This is a genomic window from Streptomyces sp. NPDC059247 (assembly GCF_042754005.1).
In the GTDB taxonomy this organism is placed as follows: domain Bacteria; phylum Actinomycetota; class Actinomycetes; order Streptomycetales; family Streptomycetaceae; genus Streptomyces.
Window position 1 is genome coordinate 302,690 of the sequence record NZ_JBHYZW010000001.1, and the last position, 15,580, is coordinate 318,269.

17 protein-coding genes are annotated in these 15,580 nt (G+C 70.5%); 4 read left to right on the forward strand and 13 right to left on the reverse strand.

Features of this window, described 5'->3' with window-relative positions:
* Positions 1-49: 49 nt before the first annotated feature.
* The 10 genes from ACFXGN_RS01300 to ACFXGN_RS01345 all read right to left on the reverse strand — a co-directional run bounded on the left by ACFXGN_RS01300 (position 50) and on the right by ACFXGN_RS01345 (position 7,015).
* Positions 50-904, reverse strand: coding sequence for a hypothetical protein (locus ACFXGN_RS01300; protein WP_384851762.1), 855 nt, complete (start codon positions 902-904; stop codon positions 50-52).
* Positions 885-1,790, reverse strand: a complete 906-nt coding sequence (locus ACFXGN_RS01305) for an aldo/keto reductase (protein ID WP_384851764.1) — start codon at positions 1,788-1,790, stop codon at positions 885-887. Before ACFXGN_RS01305 ends, ACFXGN_RS01300 begins: the two co-directional genes overlap by 20 nt.
* Complete coding sequence (locus ACFXGN_RS01310) at positions 1,787-2,974, reverse strand: cupin domain-containing protein (RefSeq protein ID WP_384851766.1); 1,188 nt, start codon at positions 2,972-2,974, stop codon at positions 1,787-1,789. Before ACFXGN_RS01310 ends, ACFXGN_RS01305 begins: the two co-directional genes overlap by 4 nt.
* A 14-nt stretch (positions 2,975-2,988) precedes the next feature.
* Positions 2,989-3,126, reverse strand: coding sequence for a hypothetical protein (locus tag ACFXGN_RS01315; RefSeq protein ID WP_384851768.1), 138 nt, complete (start codon positions 3,124-3,126; stop codon positions 2,989-2,991).
* Positions 3,127-3,589: 463 nt separating this feature from the next.
* A complete protein-coding gene (locus ACFXGN_RS01320) occupies positions 3,590-4,423 on the reverse strand; it encodes a helix-turn-helix domain-containing protein (protein WP_384851770.1) in 834 nt (277 codons plus the stop codon).
* On the reverse strand, positions 4,420-4,932 hold the full coding sequence (locus ACFXGN_RS01325; protein WP_384851772.1) for a DUF6879 family protein: 513 nt from the start codon (positions 4,930-4,932) through the stop codon (positions 4,420-4,422). The genes ACFXGN_RS01320 and ACFXGN_RS01325 overlap by 4 nt, the downstream gene beginning before the upstream one ends.
* Entirely contained in the window at positions 4,916-5,125 is a 210-nt protein-coding gene (locus ACFXGN_RS01330) for a hypothetical protein (RefSeq protein WP_384851774.1), read from the reverse strand. The genes ACFXGN_RS01325 and ACFXGN_RS01330 overlap by 17 nt, the downstream gene beginning before the upstream one ends.
* A gap of 219 nt (positions 5,126-5,344) precedes the next feature.
* Positions 5,345-6,055 carry a class I SAM-dependent methyltransferase gene (locus ACFXGN_RS01335; RefSeq protein WP_384851775.1) on the reverse strand — a complete coding sequence of 237 codons (711 nt, stop codon included), beginning with the start codon at positions 6,053-6,055 and terminating at the stop codon, positions 5,345-5,347.
* Positions 6,056-6,089: 34 nt separating this feature from the next.
* The gene (locus tag ACFXGN_RS01340; protein WP_384851776.1) at positions 6,090-6,578 is read right to left on the reverse strand and encodes a hypothetical protein; all 489 of its coding nucleotides are present in this window, start codon (positions 6,576-6,578) and stop codon (positions 6,090-6,092) included.
* 5 nt (positions 6,579-6,583) lie between these two features.
* Entirely contained in the window at positions 6,584-7,015 is a 432-nt protein-coding gene (locus tag ACFXGN_RS01345; protein WP_384853084.1) for an ATP-binding protein, read from the reverse strand.
* A gap of 263 nt (positions 7,016-7,278) precedes the next feature.
* On the opposite strand from ACFXGN_RS01345, the gene ACFXGN_RS01350 reads away from it, so the two are divergent.
* The 3 genes from ACFXGN_RS01350 (at position 7,279) to ACFXGN_RS01360 (ending at position 9,272) form a co-directional block, all read left to right on the forward strand.
* The gene (locus ACFXGN_RS01350) at positions 7,279-8,154 is read left to right on the forward strand and encodes a helix-turn-helix domain-containing protein (protein ID WP_384851778.1); all 876 of its coding nucleotides are present in this window, start codon (positions 7,279-7,281) and stop codon (positions 8,152-8,154) included.
* Positions 8,155-8,391: a DUF397 domain-containing protein gene (locus tag ACFXGN_RS01355; protein WP_317875019.1), complete on the forward strand. Its 237-nt coding sequence runs from the start codon at positions 8,155-8,157 to the stop codon at positions 8,389-8,391.
* A gap of 74 nt (positions 8,392-8,465) precedes the next feature.
* Entirely contained in the window at positions 8,466-9,272 is an 807-nt protein-coding gene (locus ACFXGN_RS01360) for an SAM-dependent methyltransferase (RefSeq protein ID WP_384851779.1), read from the forward strand.
* 155 nt (positions 9,273-9,427) lie between these two features.
* On the opposite strand, the gene ACFXGN_RS01365 is transcribed toward ACFXGN_RS01360, so the two are convergent.
* The gene (locus ACFXGN_RS01365) at positions 9,428-11,320 is read right to left on the reverse strand and encodes a M64 family metallopeptidase (RefSeq protein ID WP_384851781.1); all 1,893 of its coding nucleotides are present in this window, start codon (positions 11,318-11,320) and stop codon (positions 9,428-9,430) included.
* 109 nt (positions 11,321-11,429) lie between these two features.
* Complete coding sequence (locus ACFXGN_RS01370; protein WP_384851783.1) at positions 11,430-12,773, reverse strand: 6-phospho-beta-glucosidase; 1,344 nt, start codon at positions 12,771-12,773, stop codon at positions 11,430-11,432.
* Between the two features lie 113 nt (positions 12,774-12,886).
* On the opposite strand from ACFXGN_RS01370, the gene ACFXGN_RS01375 reads away from it, so the two are divergent.
* On the forward strand, positions 12,887-13,345 hold the full coding sequence (locus ACFXGN_RS01375; RefSeq protein ID WP_384851785.1) for a YchJ family protein: 459 nt from the start codon (positions 12,887-12,889) through the stop codon (positions 13,343-13,345).
* Positions 13,346-13,428: 83 nt separating this feature from the next.
* On the opposite strand, the gene ACFXGN_RS01380 is transcribed toward ACFXGN_RS01375, so the two are convergent.
* Positions 13,429-15,522 (reverse strand): MDR family MFS transporter, encoded by a 2,094-nt coding sequence (locus ACFXGN_RS01380; protein ID WP_384851787.1) that lies wholly within the window; start codon positions 15,520-15,522, stop codon positions 13,429-13,431.
* Positions 15,523-15,580: the final 58 nt, after the last annotated feature.

Sequence of the window (15,580 nt, forward strand, 5' to 3'; positions counted from 1 at the left end):
GACCAACGCCGTGACCAACGGTCTGAAGATCTCTTGCGGGCTGATCCCTTCAGGCTGTGACCTCCGAGTGCACCGGGACCGGAGGCCGAACACCCGTGAGCGACTCCGCGCGAGCGAGTAGGCGCGGGCTCAGCTCCGGATACCAGCCCCGGGCCACGGCTTGCAGCATCTCCGCCAGCGCGGAGAGTTCCCCGATTCGACCAGCCGGAGTGTCGAGTATCGGCGCGAACTCCTTACGGATGCGGGCGGCTACGTCGGGCACGAGCAAGCTGTTCGCGTGGAGGAGCCCCGCGTCGTAGCCGAAGGGCACCAGGCCCCAGCGCTCCCAGTCCAGCAGGCACAGGGGGGCGGCCGTGAGGTTGCCCCAGTGCAGGTCACCGTGACCGGTCACCCGTTCCATCTTGACGGGGGCCGGGACGCCGAGGAACTGTGGGAAGGCCCGTTCGACCCAGCCGTCCCGGACGGTGACCTTTACCCCTTCCACTCCAGCGAGCAGGGCAAGGGCTCGGCGAAGGTCCGCCCACCACTCGTCAGGCAACCCAGGGTCGTGGTCGATGTCGGCCCGGTCCGGGGACACGATGGGTTGCGTGAGGTAGTCCAGGACTTCCGACTCGAAGGCCCACTCGCCGTCAGTCCAGTCATGCACCGCGTACAGGTGGGGGCGGGACACGCCGTCAGGGACCAACTCCGAGGCGCCGACGATGCCTTCCCCCGCCTTCCTGCGCGCGTTGCGTTTCGCCGTCCGGCTGACCCGTAGCCACCGGTCCTCCGCTCGGCGTCCGAGAGTGACACCGAGGAAGCCCCACACCAGCGGCCCCGTACAGGTGAGGCCAAGTGCCTTGGCCGCCCGGTCGCGGGCGGCCTCCATCAGGGTCTGCACCTCCTCACTCACCGGCGAGTTCATCCGTCACCCTCCTGAGTTCCTGGGCCGTCAGCGGCGCAGCCAGAGCCTTGGCCACATCGTCCCAGTGCTCGCGGGTGCTCGCGGAGGTGAGGACGACATCGAGGCCAGGGCACGAGCCAGCGGCCAGCAGGGCAGCGGCTGCGGCCGACAGGCCGGGGCGGATGAGGTTCACCAGTTCGGGTGTCATGGCATCGAGGAGTTCACCGCCGTGCAGGGGAGCGGAGCCGAACGTGATCAGCCCGGCGTCCTTCGCCTGCACGAGCGGCCCACCGCCGTTCAGGGACTGTGTGATCGGGCCGTCCATGACCAGGCTCACGGGCATCTGCAAGCCCGTGAAGTGATGCTCGGCGGAACCCGCCGCCTGCCGGGCGAGTGCGAGTAGCTCGGGAACACCGAACACTCCGGAGGTCAGGCCCGACCATGTGGCGACGCCGTACCCGCCGATCCTGCCCGCGTGGGCGAACTCCTCCAGCGCGGCGAAGGCTTCCCGCACACGCCCGTGCGGAGCGGCGCGGTCGAGGCCGTATCCGTGGTGCTCGGGGTTGTGCACGAACACCAGGTCCGCGTGCCCGAGCGCGGCCGACGACCGCTCCGTCTGCCAGCGGACGAAGTCCCGCTCAAGGCTGTGCCCACCGGCCGCCCCTTCCCGGGTGAGCACGCCCTCAGCCAGGGCGGTACGGCCCTGCTCCTCCGTGAAGAACCCCGTCTTCGCGGCTACCCGCACGGTCGGGTACTCCCCGAGAACCGGGCGCAGTTCCTCATGTGCCCGACCATGGGCGTAGTTGGGTGCCGTGTCCACCCAGGGGCTACCGGCGGCCAGGGCTGTGCGTGCCGCCTGGCTGACGGCACGCACGCGGTATGTCCCCAGGGAGAGCGCGGCGGTCACAGCGCCGTACCCACGACTGCGACGGCATGACCGTCGATGAGGACGGAGACCAGTTCGGCCACCTTCTCGATCTCCAGTCCGGCGGAGTCGGCGAGTTCACCGAGCGTGGTCGGCCGGTTGGTCAGCAGCGTGCCGAGCGCGGGCGCTGCGGACTCGGCGAAGTCCCACGCCGTACCGGCCGCCGAGAAGGTGACCGTGCCCTGTTCGCGGTTCGCCGTCAGACGACCCCTCGGAGTGGTGAGCTTGACCGTGATGGCCGACCGTGCGGGGAGTTCGCCCACGTAGGGCAGAGACGGAATCGCGTGGCCCAGGTCAGTCGTGTCGATCGACTCCGCCCACCGCTCCACGAGGCGGGGGTCCGTCATCATGTCGGCCACCTCACGGCGTACGGCGTCGATGAAGTCCGACTGCTCCCCCAGCGAGCCGAAGCGTGGAATGTCCCCGCGTAGCGCGAGGGACGCCCGAAGCTGATCGACGACCCAGAGCATCAGGTCAGCGCCCGTGTGCGGAACCATGCCGAAGGTGAGGTGAAGGGATTCCGTCCCCTGGTCAGCGGTGACCGAGTGCCACCAGCCACGCGGCAGGTAGAGCACGTCACCCGGGGACAGAACGAGATCCGCCATCGGTTCACCCTCCGGCTCCTCCGGCGACTCCACGTCCCGGAATGTGGGCGCCTCACGGGTCGTTCCCCACAGGCGCCACCGCTTCGAGCCGTGCAACTGAACGACGACGACATCATGGTCGTCCCAGTGGCGGCCGAAGCCCTCCCGCCCGGTCCATGAGGCGTACACGTTGGCCTGCACGGAAGTCCCCAGGAAGCGTTCCAGCCCCTCAGCAGCCGTCCCCACGGCGGGGTGGATCTTCTCGACCGCATCGAGGACGAGCGACGCCCCGTCCCTGAGCTGCGCGTGGAAGTCGGACGGCTGGATACGGGACCACGTGACCGCACGGCGGTTCGTGGTCGGGATGGCGTAGCGGTGAAGGGGGACCATCTCGCCGTCGACCGACAGGCGCAGCCGGGGCGGCTCCAGTCGTTGCGTGGCGATGATCCGGTTCAGGTCGTCCCAGGAGAACAGGCCCGCCGTGCCGGCAATCCTGGGGAAGTGCGCGTAGGAGCGGTGGTACGTCCGGGCGAGGAACGTGTCCCCGCCCAGACGCCCCGCCCACGAGGCTGCGTCAAGCACCGTGGGCGCTCCCGTCAGTCGTTGCCGTCGGAACGGCCACTGCTGACGTCAGACTCCTGCTCGGCGCGGGTGCGCGCGGCCATGATCTTCCGCTTCGCGACGAGCAGGCCACCCCCCTCGGGGGTCACCGAATCGGTGTTCTCTTCCATCATCGGACTACCTCTCTCTCGGGAACTCCCACCGGAAATCCGGCAGGAAGCACAAGGGGAAGCGGCGAGGACGGCGGTTACTGGAGAGCCAGGGTTCCGACGAGAACCAGGGCAAGGGTCTCCGAGGATCATCGCCAGGCAGAGCAGACCTGGGTACCGGCCGAAGCAGCGCGGTACCCACCGCCCCGAGCCGGACATCAGGCCGACCCCGGCGACAGGTGAGCCGCGCACCGAGGGCACCCGCACGGCGGGTACGTGGTCGACGAACCCAAGATCACCGCGTTGCGCGGGCTCACCTTCACCGTGCGCACCGGGCCGTACGTCCTACCGCCGTCGTACGACACTCGCAGAGTCATGCCCCCGCTGTCGCGGTTTCTCGTTTCGTCTCGCTCGGTCGCCGCCATGGGGGAAATCATTGCCCCGGAAAGCGGCGGCTGTGTGGTTCTTTCCCGTCATGGACTAAAGATCATGAACGGCAAGCGGCGGACCACTTCGCCAACAAGGCTCGCACTTCGTCTCCGAACAACGCATAACCCTCCAGCGTGGAGAACAGTTCCAGGTGCATTTCGATGTCCCTTGGATCTCTCAGGATCACGACACCGGTCGTGTTCTCCACAGTGGCCAGAGTGTTGTCATATACGGTGAAGGTGTCCATCGGAGCCATGGGCTTGTGCCCCGCGATCGGGATGACGCCGAGCCTCACGTTCACAAGGTGGGTCAGTGAGGCCAGCCGGTCGATCTGCATAGCCATCGCAGCCGGGGGCAGGAGCGGCCACCTCACAGCCTGCTCAGTCAAGATGAAGGTAAACCGCTTCTTCGTTTCATAAAGAACCTCTTGCCGCTCCAGCTTCCTCGCGATCGTCTTGGTGGCATCGGTCGGGGAATGGGCAAGGCTGGCCCGGATGTACTCGGGGGTGGACAGCAGTCCTGTAATCATCGAGAGCAGGAAGAAGCGGAACTCCGTACACGAGGATTCAAGAGCCGCAAGTTCGGTCTGCTTCTTCTCCAGGCCCCTGCGTCGCAGCGAGCGCAAGTCTTGCCATTCAGTGTTGGCCAGCCTGGCGAGGGCGATGACCTCTTCGATGACTTCGGGCGGAGCGGCCACGGCCCGGAGGATTCTTTCCAAGTCCAGCAGGCTGGGTTGGGCTTTCCCGTTCTCGATCCGACTGATTTTCGATGGGGACATGTTGCAACGCCGAGCGAGCCGGTCCCCAGTGAGGCCGGCTCGCTTGCGTAGTTCTTTTAGTAGGGTCGCCAGTTCATGCTTCGGCTGACCCAGCTGTTCAGGGTCGAACGTCACCCGCTCACGTACTCCAGGAATGGAACCGACTCGGCAACGGCAATCCGCTTCCACTGTCTATACGGCTCAGGATCACCCTCGTACAGTTCCCGGTTTATCTGCGTCCCGTCCGCCCGGTAGTTCATCAGGACCACCTTGGACTCATCGAACATCCAGAAGTCCTGACCCGGAAGCCCCGGGTTCTCTCGGTCGGAGAGGTCGAGAATGCGGATATCCTCGCCCGCCTTCACGTGGTGCCGGTAGTAATGCTCGAACTCGAACCGGAGGTAGTCCGAGAGCGGGCGGGTCACGACGTGCACCCTGCCTACGCTCTTCCCTTCCGAGGCCCATTGTCGAACCTCGTCCATCCAGGCCGACGTGTAATCGTCCGGGGACTTCTCCCCGGCGAGGAAGCGCTTCAGCTTCTCCGCCTCTTGGGGCATGGTGTAGACGGGCAGCGTCTCCAGCCGCCACGCCTCACGCTCCATGGAATCGAAGCAGTCATTCCACGCGTCACCATCCAAGTGCACGGATTGCCTCCCTGAGAACCGCTTCCGGGATTTCCACGAGCCCTTCCCCGGCGGGTGGGGTGAAGGCGTCGGACACGTCGCCCTGGACGACGAACGATCCCGTGGCCGTGCGGTACACGTTCGGGCAGTCCTTCTCTCCGCACTCACCGTTGCCGGTGCCCGTGAGCCGGGTGAGTGCCGAACGTTCGGACATATCAAACCCCCTTGCTCTGACCCCGTTCGGGCCGCCTGCCCACCGACAGTAGAGGGGGTGGCACTACGCGTCCATGCGTGAACGCGACTATGCGTGTCCTTGCATAAAAAGGTCCCCGACCGCCCCAGCCCTCTCGAATCGACCGGCACTTCTCGTATCCCCGTGAGGAAAGGGCCTCGGTGCGGGGGTTCCTCCGGGGCGAGGCGGGGTGCTGTCCCGTCAGGGTTTCCTCGCCACCACCAGTCGGCAGCGGGGGGTGCCGTCGTCGCGGCGGCCCAGGGGTTCCAGGGGGAGGAGGGTGGCCTCGAAGCCCGTTTCCCTCAGGTGGGTGCGGACGTCCGCGAGGCGGAAGGTGCGGTAGTACATGACGAACGGTGGGCGGCGGACCGTGTTGCGCAGGCGCATCGCCGTGTCGAAGGCCCACAGGGTCCAGTAGGGGCGGGAGCCGACCCGGGGCGGGGCCGGGAGCGGGAAGGCGAAGGTGCCGCCGGGCCGCAGCGAGGCGTGGACCTGGGCGAACAGGGTGCGCTGGGCGTCCGGCAGGAAGTGGCCGAAGGCGCCGAAGCTGACCGCCAGGTCGAAGGCGGGGGCGAACGGCAGGGCCAGGGCGTCGGCGCGGACCAGGGTGGCGTCCGGGTGCGCGAGGCGGGCCCGCTCCAGCATCCCCGTACTGAAGTCGGCCCCCGTGATCCGGCCCGCGCAGACCGAGCGGAGGACGTCGAGGCCCGCACCGGTGCCGCAGCAGACGTCGAGCCCCGTACCGAAGGGGCCGAGGGGCTCCAGGGCGTCGGCGACGGCGCTCAGCACCCGGTCGGAGGTGCGGAACGGGGTCGCGTCGAACTTCTCCGCGAGGAGGTCGTAGCCGTGCTCGACCGACGAGAGGGCCTGCACGGCCAGTTCGCGGAGGCTGGGTCCCTGCGGGGTGAACATGACCCCGACCCTATGCCGTCACGGTCCGCGCGCGTCAGAGCGCGCTGCGCACCGCGGGCGCCGTCCAGGACGGTGCGGTGCCCGTCAGCTGGCAGACCAGCAGGTAGAGCGGGATCGGCGGGGTGTAGGGCGAGGTGCCGTCGGGGTGGTGGACCAGGCGCGGTCCCCGGTCGGGGATCTCGGCGCCGGGGGCGTAGCAGGCGGGCAGCGGCCAGGCCAGGTCCAGGTCCGAGCCGGACGGCACGAGCCACCACCACCAGTCGGAGTCCGCGTAGACGCAGCCCTTGGCGGGGAGCCGGGAGAGGATCTTGAAGCCGAAGCGGGCGGGGACGCCGACGGCGTCGCGGCCCAGACCGGTGCTGAGCCCGGTGGGAACGGTGAGGCGGGTGGCGCCCACTTCGCGGGGCAGGGCGGCGGGGGAGCGGCGGGGCTCCGGCACGCGGTGGGCGGGCGACCTGAAGGACACGCGGTCGGCGGGGGACCTGAAGGATCCGGGGAGCAGCGGCATCATGCGGGTGGCCATGGACCTCAGCACGGTTCCCCCATGCCGTGGGCGAGCTCCGCCCAGACGACCTGTGCGGTGCCGTGTCCGGTGCGCTCGGCGCCCCAGGCGGTACACAGGGCGTCCACGATGAGGAGGCCGCGTCCGCGTTCGTCCTCGCCGCAGTCGCGCATCCGGGGGCCCGCCGGGCCGCCCTCGTCGCGCACGGCTATCCGGAGCGTCTCCTCGCCCTCGCGGAGTTCGCAGATCACCCGGTCGCTCGCGGTGTGCACCACGGCGTTGGTGATGAGTTCGGAGACGACCAGGGCGACCGTGTCGCGTATGCCGGGGCCGCAGCCCCAGAGGATCAGCCGTTCCTCGGCGAGTCTGCGGGCCCGTGCGACGGAGGCGGTGAGGGCCGGGAGCTCGAAGGCGAAGCGTCGGACGGTATCGGCCTGCTGCTGCGGGCGCTGGGCCATGACTCGGGGACTCATGAGACCTGAAGGCTGCGCGTTACCAGAGGCCACGACCGGTTCCTCACGACAGTGGGCAGGACTTGCCGTACGGCGCGGTCGCGGTGACGCGGGGGCGTACGACGACAGCGTGTACTGGTTCACCGGATCACTGTCCTCCTGACTCGGACACTTGGCAAGTGGCACTCTGGAAATTGCAGAGTGCCGTGTTCTCTCTGGCCCTGCTTCGTGGCACACTCGTCGAAACAGTGCGTCGGGGAGGTCTGAGAGTGAGCGAGCCGCGGTCCGCCCCCACAGTGGGACAGGTCGTTCTCGGCAAGCGCCTGCAGGATCTGCGGGAGCGTGCCGGCCTGAAGAGGGAAGAGGCCGCGAAGGTCCTCCGGGTCGCCCCGGCCACCGTCCGGCGGATGGAGACCGCCGAGGTCGCACTGAAGATCCCGTACGTGCAGCTCCTCCTGAAGGAGTACGGGATCGCGGACTCCGAGGCGGAGGGCTTCATCGCCCTCGCGGAGGAGGCCAACCTCCCCGGCTGGTGGCAGCGGTTCCACGACGTGCTGCCCGGCTGGTTCTCCATGTACGTCAGCCTGGAGGGGGCCGCCAGCCTCATCCGGGCCTACGAACCCCAGTTCGTCCCCGGTCTGCTCCAGACCGACGACTACGCCCGCGCCATCCTGCGCAGCGGAGCGGTCGGCGGCGGCAGCGATGCCGACAGGGAAGAGGACACCGAACGGCACGTGGCCCTGCGGATGGAACGTCAGTCCCTGCTGACCAGGGAGGACGCCCCGAAGTTCTGGGTCATCATGGACGAGACGGTGTTCCGCCGACCGGTCGGCGCCGGGCCCGAGGTGATGCGCGACCAGCTCGACCGGCTGCTCGAAGCGTCCGAGCTGCCGAACGTCACCCTGCAGATCGCGGAGTTCGCGTCCGGACACCATCCCGGTACGTACGGACCGTTCGTCCTCTTCCGCTTCGCCATGCCGGAGCTCCCGGACATGGTCTACAGCGAGTACCTGACCGGCGCCGTCTACCTCGACGCGCGCCCCGAGGTGGCATCCCACCTGGAGGTCATGGACCGCATGGCGGCGCAGGCCGCGACTGCACAACGCACGAAGGAGATCCTCCGGGACCTCCGCAAGGAGCTGTGAATGGATCGCGTATACAACGGGATGCCCGCCGCCGAGCTGGGTGCCGAGGGCTGGCACAAGCCCTGGAGCGGCGGGAACGGGGGCAACTGCGTCGAAGCCATGAAACTGGCCGACGGCAGGGTCGCCGTGCGACAGTCCGCAGACCCTGAAGGACCCGCGCTCATCTACACCCATGGGGAGATCGCCGCATTCATCCAGGGGGCCAAATCAGGTCAGGCTGACTTTCTCCTCACCTGAGCCCTTCCGTCCCGCCCGCTTCGTCACGTAACTCTTTCTGTAGCGCCACCCGATCGTCCCGACCAGGAGAGCCGATGACCCAGGACCCCGCATCCGTACGGATCGACACCAGTACGCCGCATCCGGCACGCATGTACGACTGGTTCCTGGGCGGCAAGGACAACTACCCGGTCGACGAGGCGATGGCCCGCCAGCTCCTCACCGTCGACGCCCGGGGCCGGGACATGGCCCGGGTCAACCGGGCCTTCATGCACCGCGCCATACGCTGGCTCAGCGCCCACGGCGTCCGGCAGTACCTGGACATCGGCACGGGCATCCCCACCGAGCCGAACCTGCACCAGATCGCGCAGCGGGCGGCGCGGGACTCCCGCATCGTGTACTGCGACAACGACCCGATCGTGCTCGCGCACGCCGCCGCACTGCTGCGCTCGACCCCGGAAGGGGCCACCGAGTACATCCAGGCGGACGCCCGCGACCCGGAGATCATCCTCGAAAGGGCCGGAAAGGTCCTTGACTTCGATCAGCCCATCGCACTTTCGATGCTGGCCCTGCTGCACTTCGTCGGGGACGAGGACGGCGCGTACGACCTGGTCCGCAAGCTGGTCGACCAGCTCGCGCCGGGCAGCTATCTGGTGCTCTCGCACGTCACCGGGGACTTCAACCCCGAGGGCGCGGCGAAGGCCGCCGCCATGTACAAGGCGCGCGGGCTGACCCTGCGGCCCCGCTCGCGCGACGAGCTGGCCGCGTTCTTCGACGGCCTGGAGTTCGTCGAGCCCGGGGTCTCGCTCACCGCCGAATGGCACCCGGAGCTGGGCGAGCCCATTCCGGTCCCGGGCGACGAGCCGATCCCCGGATGGGCCGGAGTGGCCCGCAAGCCCTGACCCGCGGGCCTCGACCCGGGGACCCTGACCCATGGACCTCGACAGACGGACCCCGCCGCACGGGGGTCCCGGCCGGAGGTCCGGTCACAGGAACAGCGCGCACGGGGGCCCGTGGACCGGTCGAGGTCCACGGGCCCTCGCGCGTCACGGGCCCGTCAGCCGCGCGGCGGCACCAGGGTCACCAGGAAACTCCGCGCCCCGCTCACGTTCCCGGCGGCGTCGATCGCCCGGTACTCGATCGTGTGCGTGCCGTAGTCCGGGGTGGCGTCGTCCCACGGGACCGCCCGGCTCCGGCCCAGCTTCCCGTACACGAGATCGTCGATGACCGTCCCGCCGGGCGTGAACCGGAAGGGCGCGTCCGCGTCCGTCGGCCAGCCGTAGTACGTGTACCAGCCGTCGCCGTCCACCCGGAACTGGCTCACCACCGCGCCCTCCCGGTCGTCCCGCGCGGTCAGCCGCATGGTGAACGGGCCGTCGTGGACGTACTCCACGGGCCGTCCGGGCCGCCGGACCGTCCGCAGGGGTTCCGACAGCTCGTACGCGACGGAGGCGGGCCGGGCGTCCACCGTCCAGGTCAGCACCTCGCCGGTGCCCGCGATCCGGGCCGTCAGGGTGTGCGTGCCGGCGGAGACCCGGAGCGCGCCCAGGTCCAGGTCGCGGTCGCCGCCGCCGGTCGTGACGGGACGGCCGTCGAGCCGCCAGCGGACCACGGGGGCGCGGTCCACCGGATGGGTGGTGTCCGCGTGGACGACGGCACGGGCCCCCACCGGGGCGTCGGTCGGGGTGTGACCGGTGAACCGGGGCGCGGTGCCGTCCCGCCCGGTGGTGACGGCGGGGTCCACCGTCCAGCCGACCGTCCGGGTCAGCGCGGCGGAGGCGCGGACGGCCGGGTCGCGGACGAACGGCGTCGGATCGGTGACCGTCGCCGTGAGGGCGTGCGGGCCGGGCGAGAGCCGCAGTGCCCGCAGGTCCACGGTGCGGGCGCCGCGCGTGGGCAGGACGCGGCCGTCGAGGCGCCAGGTGACGGAGAGCGCGCCGCCGACGGGGTGCAGGGTGTCGACCCAGACGGTCCGGTCCGCGCCGACCGGCGCCGTGTTCGGCGTGTGGTCCTGGACCAGGTCCACCTTCGCGGAGATCGCTTGGACCATCACCTCCCGCTCCACCTGGTCGAAGGCGTAGCCGAGGGTCTTCATCAGGGAGTGCCTGCTCGGCCGCCAGACGCCCCCGGTGCTGTAGAGACCGCCCTCGTGGCGGCCGATGACCCCGCCGGACTCGCTCTCCTCGCCGAGCCACCGCCACCACTTGGCGCGCCGCTCCCGCATCTCCCGCTCGGTCAGCAGGGTGTGGTGGGCGGAGCCGGGCTCGGGCCCTGTGTACGTCCCGCCGGGCACCCCGCGCCCGTAGTAGTCGTACTCGTCCTGGAGCCCGCCGAGCGAATGCCCGATCTCGTGCGGGGTGATGAGGGAGGAGAGCGCGTTGCCGCCGGACGCGGTGGCGTAGCCGCCGCCCGCGCCGCCGTAGGTGGAGCTGTTCGCGAGGGCCACGATCTGCCGGTTGGCGCTCCGCGTCCCGGTGACGAGGTCGGCGAGGGCGCCCGCCCGGCGCCCGTCGACGGTGAGCAGCCGCTGCACGCTGCCGGGGTCGCAGCCGCCCCAGAAGCCCATGCCGAGGACGGTGTCGCGGGCGGGGGCGTCCAGACCCGGATCGCAGTCCACTCCCGACTCGGCCGAAGGGGACTCCACCGCCCACACGTTGATGTACGAACGGTAGGAGGCGAACGGCTCGACGGACCAGAGGGTGTTGAGGTGCCGCTCCAGGTCCGCCCGGAACCGGGGCATCTCGGCGGCGGTGTAACCGTCGCCCAGGAACACCAGGTTGAACCGGCGGTCGGTCGGTCCGGTGGTCTGCACGGGCACGACGACCGGCCCGTCTCCCGCCGTCGGCGTCCGCGCCGCCGCGGGCACGGTTCCCACCAGACCGGCGGCCAGCAGGCAGACCGACAGCAGCCGGGCCACCTCCCGGCGTACTCCACTGCGCTGTGAGGTCATGGGGCGCGAGCCTAGGCCGCACCCCCCGGCTCGTAAAGACGTCCTTCGCCCCGGGCGCGTCCTTCGGTCGTACGACTCCGCGACGCGCCCGGGAGGAACCGGAGACGTCTCAGCGGCGCAGGTACCCCAGGCCTTCGTGGGCCGCCGTGTAGCCGTCGACGAGGCGGCGGGCCACGGTGACCGAGTCGACCAGCGGATGCAGTGCGAACGCCTTCACCGCCGTCGTCCGCGAACCGCTCTCCGCCGCCGCGAGCACCTCCCGCTCCACCGCCTTCACCGCCGTCACCAGCCCGACCGCGTGGTACGGCAGCGGGGACACCGACACCGGGTGCGCGCCGTTCGCGTCGACGAAGCAGGGCACCTCGATCACGGCGTCCGCGTCGAGCGCGGCGAGCGTCGGGCCGTTGCGCACGTTGAGGATCAGGGTGGCCCGCTCGCCCCGGGCGATGGCCCGCATGAGGGCGAGCGCCACCTTCTCGTAGCCGCCCGACTCCAGCTCCTCCTCGTCGCGTTCGCCGATCCCTGCGGACTCCCGGTTGGCCGCCATGTAGGTGGCCTCCCGGTCGGCGAGCGTACGGTGCCAGGCGGCCAGGGCCGGAGTGTCCGGCTTCTCCATCTCGGCGTAGAAACCGGCCTGTTGGTCGCGGAGGTAGGCGCCCCGGGTGCGCTCGGCGGTCCGGTAGGCCCGTACGGCCTCCCGGTTGAAGTAGTAGTAGTGCAGGTACTCGTTGGGCACGGCGCCGAGCGAGCGCAGCCACTCCGGTCCGAACAGCCTGCCCTCCTCGAAGGAGCCGAGCGCCTCCTCGTCGGCGAGGAGCCTCGGCAGCTCGTCCCGGCCGTCGATCCGCAGACCCCGCAGCCAGCCCAGGTGGTTGAGGCCCACGTAGTCGATCGACGCCCGGTCCGGGTCGGCGCCGAGGACCCGGGCGACCCGGCGGCCCAGACCCACCGGGGAGTCGCAGATGCCGACGACCCGGTCGCCGAGGACCCGCGACATCGCCTCCGTCACCAGACCGGCCGGATTGGTGAAGTTGATGACCCAGGCGTCGGGGGCCAGCGCCGCGATCCGGTGGGCGATCCGCACGGCCACCGGGACCGTCCGCAGCCCGTACGCGATCCCGCCCGCACCGACCGTCTCCTGCCCGAGCACGCCCTCGGCGAGCGCGATCCGCTCGTCGGCCGCCCGGCCCTCCAGACCGCCCACCCGGATCGCGGAGAACACGAAGTCGGCCCCGCGCAGGGCCTCGTCGAGATCCGTCGTCGCCGTGACCACCGGCGCGTCCGGCACCCCCTCGCCCTGCTCCGCGAGGACCCGGGCGACGGCGGAGAGCCGCCCCCCGTCCAGGTCGTACAGGGTGACCCGGGTGACCCGCCCCTCGGCGTGGTCGCCGAGCAGGGCGCCGTACACCAGCGGCACCCGGAATCCGCCGCCTCCGAGAATCGTCAGTTTCATGCCCGTACGCTACTCGGACGGGCCCCGCGAGCAGCGGGAGGAGAGCCCGGCGTCCACACCGCCGTCCACATGCCGGGCAGCCGTCGGGGCGACCGGTGGGCGACAATGGCGGCATGTCCCGACGCAAGACCCGCCCCCGCACCTCCCCGGCCCGCGCCCCCCGGGCCGCCGTGCCCGCCGTGACGGCGGACTCGCCCTGCCCCTGCGGCCTCGACGCCGTCTACGGCACCTGCTGCGGTCGTTTCCACACCGGTACGGCCGGTACGGCGCCCACCGCCGAACTGCTGATGCGCTCCCGCTACAGCGCCTTCGTCGTGCGCGACGCGCCCTATCTCCTCCGCACCTGGGCGCCCGGGACCAGGCCCGACGGGGTGGACTTCGACCCGGGGCTCCGCTGGATGGGCCTGGAGGTCGAGTCCGTCGCCCACGGCACGCCCTTCCACCAGGAGGGCACCGTCACCTTCACGGCGCGGTACGTCCACGGGGGCGAGCCGGGCGAGATGCGGGAGCGGAGCCGTTTCGCCCGGCACGAGGGTGCCTGGGTGTACGTGGACGGTGACGTCACGGAGTAGGCCCGGGAAGCGCGCCGGGCCTCCCGGTGCGCCGTCCGGCGGCCCCGTGCTCAGGCGGCCCCGATGCTCAGCCGCCCGGATGCTCAGCGGACGGCCGCCGGTGCCGACGAGCGGGCGCCCGGGAGGCCGTTCGCCAGGTCCTGGGCGATGACCTTCTTGGCGATGGCGTCCGTGGCCGTCCGCAGCTCGGGCCCGCTGGGCCGGCCGCTCTCCCGCTCCACCAGAGCGGCGAGCCAGTCGCCCCAGGCACGGGTGATGACGTCCGCCTCCCGCCGTCCCGCCGGGGTGTGCGAGAGCAGATTGCCGTCGCGGGTGAGGAACCCCTCGTCGACCATCCGGTCGAAGACCGGGAGCAGCACCTCGGGCGGCACCCGCCGCCCCGCCGAGATCAGGCCGAGGCTGGCGTGTCCGACGGTCCGGGTGAACAGCTCGACCTGCATGACCGCCCAGGCGCCCGCCGTGTCCAGGCGCGTGTCGGAGGTGGTGACGATCCGCCGGGCCGTGTCGAGGTCGGTGCGGCGCAGGATGCGGCCGACGGTCAGTTCGAGGAGCTTCGCCGAGTCGCCGGAGGTGGTGGGGGAGGCGAAGCCCTCGCCCATGTCGGGCGCGGAGGCCCGCGCCGAGTCGCGGAGCTTCACCTGCTTGAGGAAGAGCGCGACCACGAAGCCGAGGGCGGCGACCGGCACGGTCCAGAGGAAGACGGTGTGCAGGGTGTCGGCGTAGGCGCGCACGATCGGTTCCGCGACCTGCGGGGGCAGCGCGTGGAGCCCCGCCGGGCTCTGGGCGGCGCGGGCCACGTCGGCCGGGTTCGTCCCCAGGGTTCCGGCGACCGCCGAGGCCTCGCCGACCCCGGCCGCCAGGTTGGGTTTGAGGGAGTTGGTGTAGATCGTGCCGAAGACGGCGGTGCCGAAGCAGCTGCCGAGGGTGCGGAAGAAGGTGACGCCGGAGGTGGCGGTGCCGAGGTCGGCGTAGTCGACGGTGTTCTGCACGGCGATCGTGAGGACCTGCATACACAGGCCGATGCCGATGCCGAGGACGAACATGTAGAGCGACGCCAGCCAGGTGCTGGTGCCCGGGTTCATGAGGGAGAGCAGATAGAGCCCGACGCCCATCACCAGCGAGCCGACGATGGGGAAGATCCGGTAGTGGCCGGTCTTGCTGACCACGTTGCCGCTGAAGACAGAGGCGATGAGCAGACCGAGGACCATGGGCAGGGTGCGGATGCCGGAGACGGTCGCCGAGTCCCCGTCCACGTACTGGAGATAGGTCGGCAGGAAGGTCATCGCGCCGAGCATGGCGAAGCCGACGATGAAGCTGAGCACGGAGCAGACCGTGAAGACCGGGTTCCCGAACAGCCGCATGGGCAGCATGGGTTCGGCCGCCCGGGTCTCCACCCAGCAGAACAGGGCGAGCGCGACGAGACCGCCCGCGAAGAGGCCGATGATGACCGCGGAGCCCCAGGCGTACTCGTTCCCGCCCCAACTGGTCGCCAGGATCAGGGCGCTGGCGCCCGCGGCGACCAGCGCGATGCCCGGGTAGTCGATGACGGGTCTGCTCGCGGAGCGCACCGACGGGATGGTCCGGGCGGCGGCGATGACCACGAGGATCGCGATGGGCACGTTGACGTAGAAGGCCCAGCGCCAGGTGAGGTGGTCGGTGAACAGGCCGCCGAGGAGCGGTCCGATGACGGTGGAGATGCCGAACACGGCGCCGATCGCACCCTGGTACTTGCCGCGTTCGCGCAGCGGGATGACATCGGCGATCAGCGCCATCGACGTGACCATCAGACCGCCCGCGCCGACGCCCTGGAGCCCGCGCCAGACGATCAGCAGCGTCATGTTCGTGGCGAGTCCGCAGAGGAACGAACCGGTGATGAAGACGATCGCCGAGATCTGGAAGATCACCTTGCGGCCGAAGAGGTCGCCGAACTTGCCGACCAGGACGGTGGCGACGGTCTCGGCCAGCAGGTACGCGGTGACCACCCACGACATGTGGGCGGCGCCGCCGAGATCGGAGACGATCGTCGGCAGGGCGGTGCCGACGATCGTCTGGTCGAGGGCCGCGAGGAACACGCCCAGCATGATCGTGCCGAAGACGATGTTCCGGCGGCGGCCGTCGAGCACGGGTGGCTCGGTGGCTACCGGGGGCGCGGGTGCTGCGTCGCTGGTGGTGGTCACCTTCGCAGCGTCACACCGGCTCCGGGCGCGTGCCTCCGGGGGACGGCCGAACGGGCGG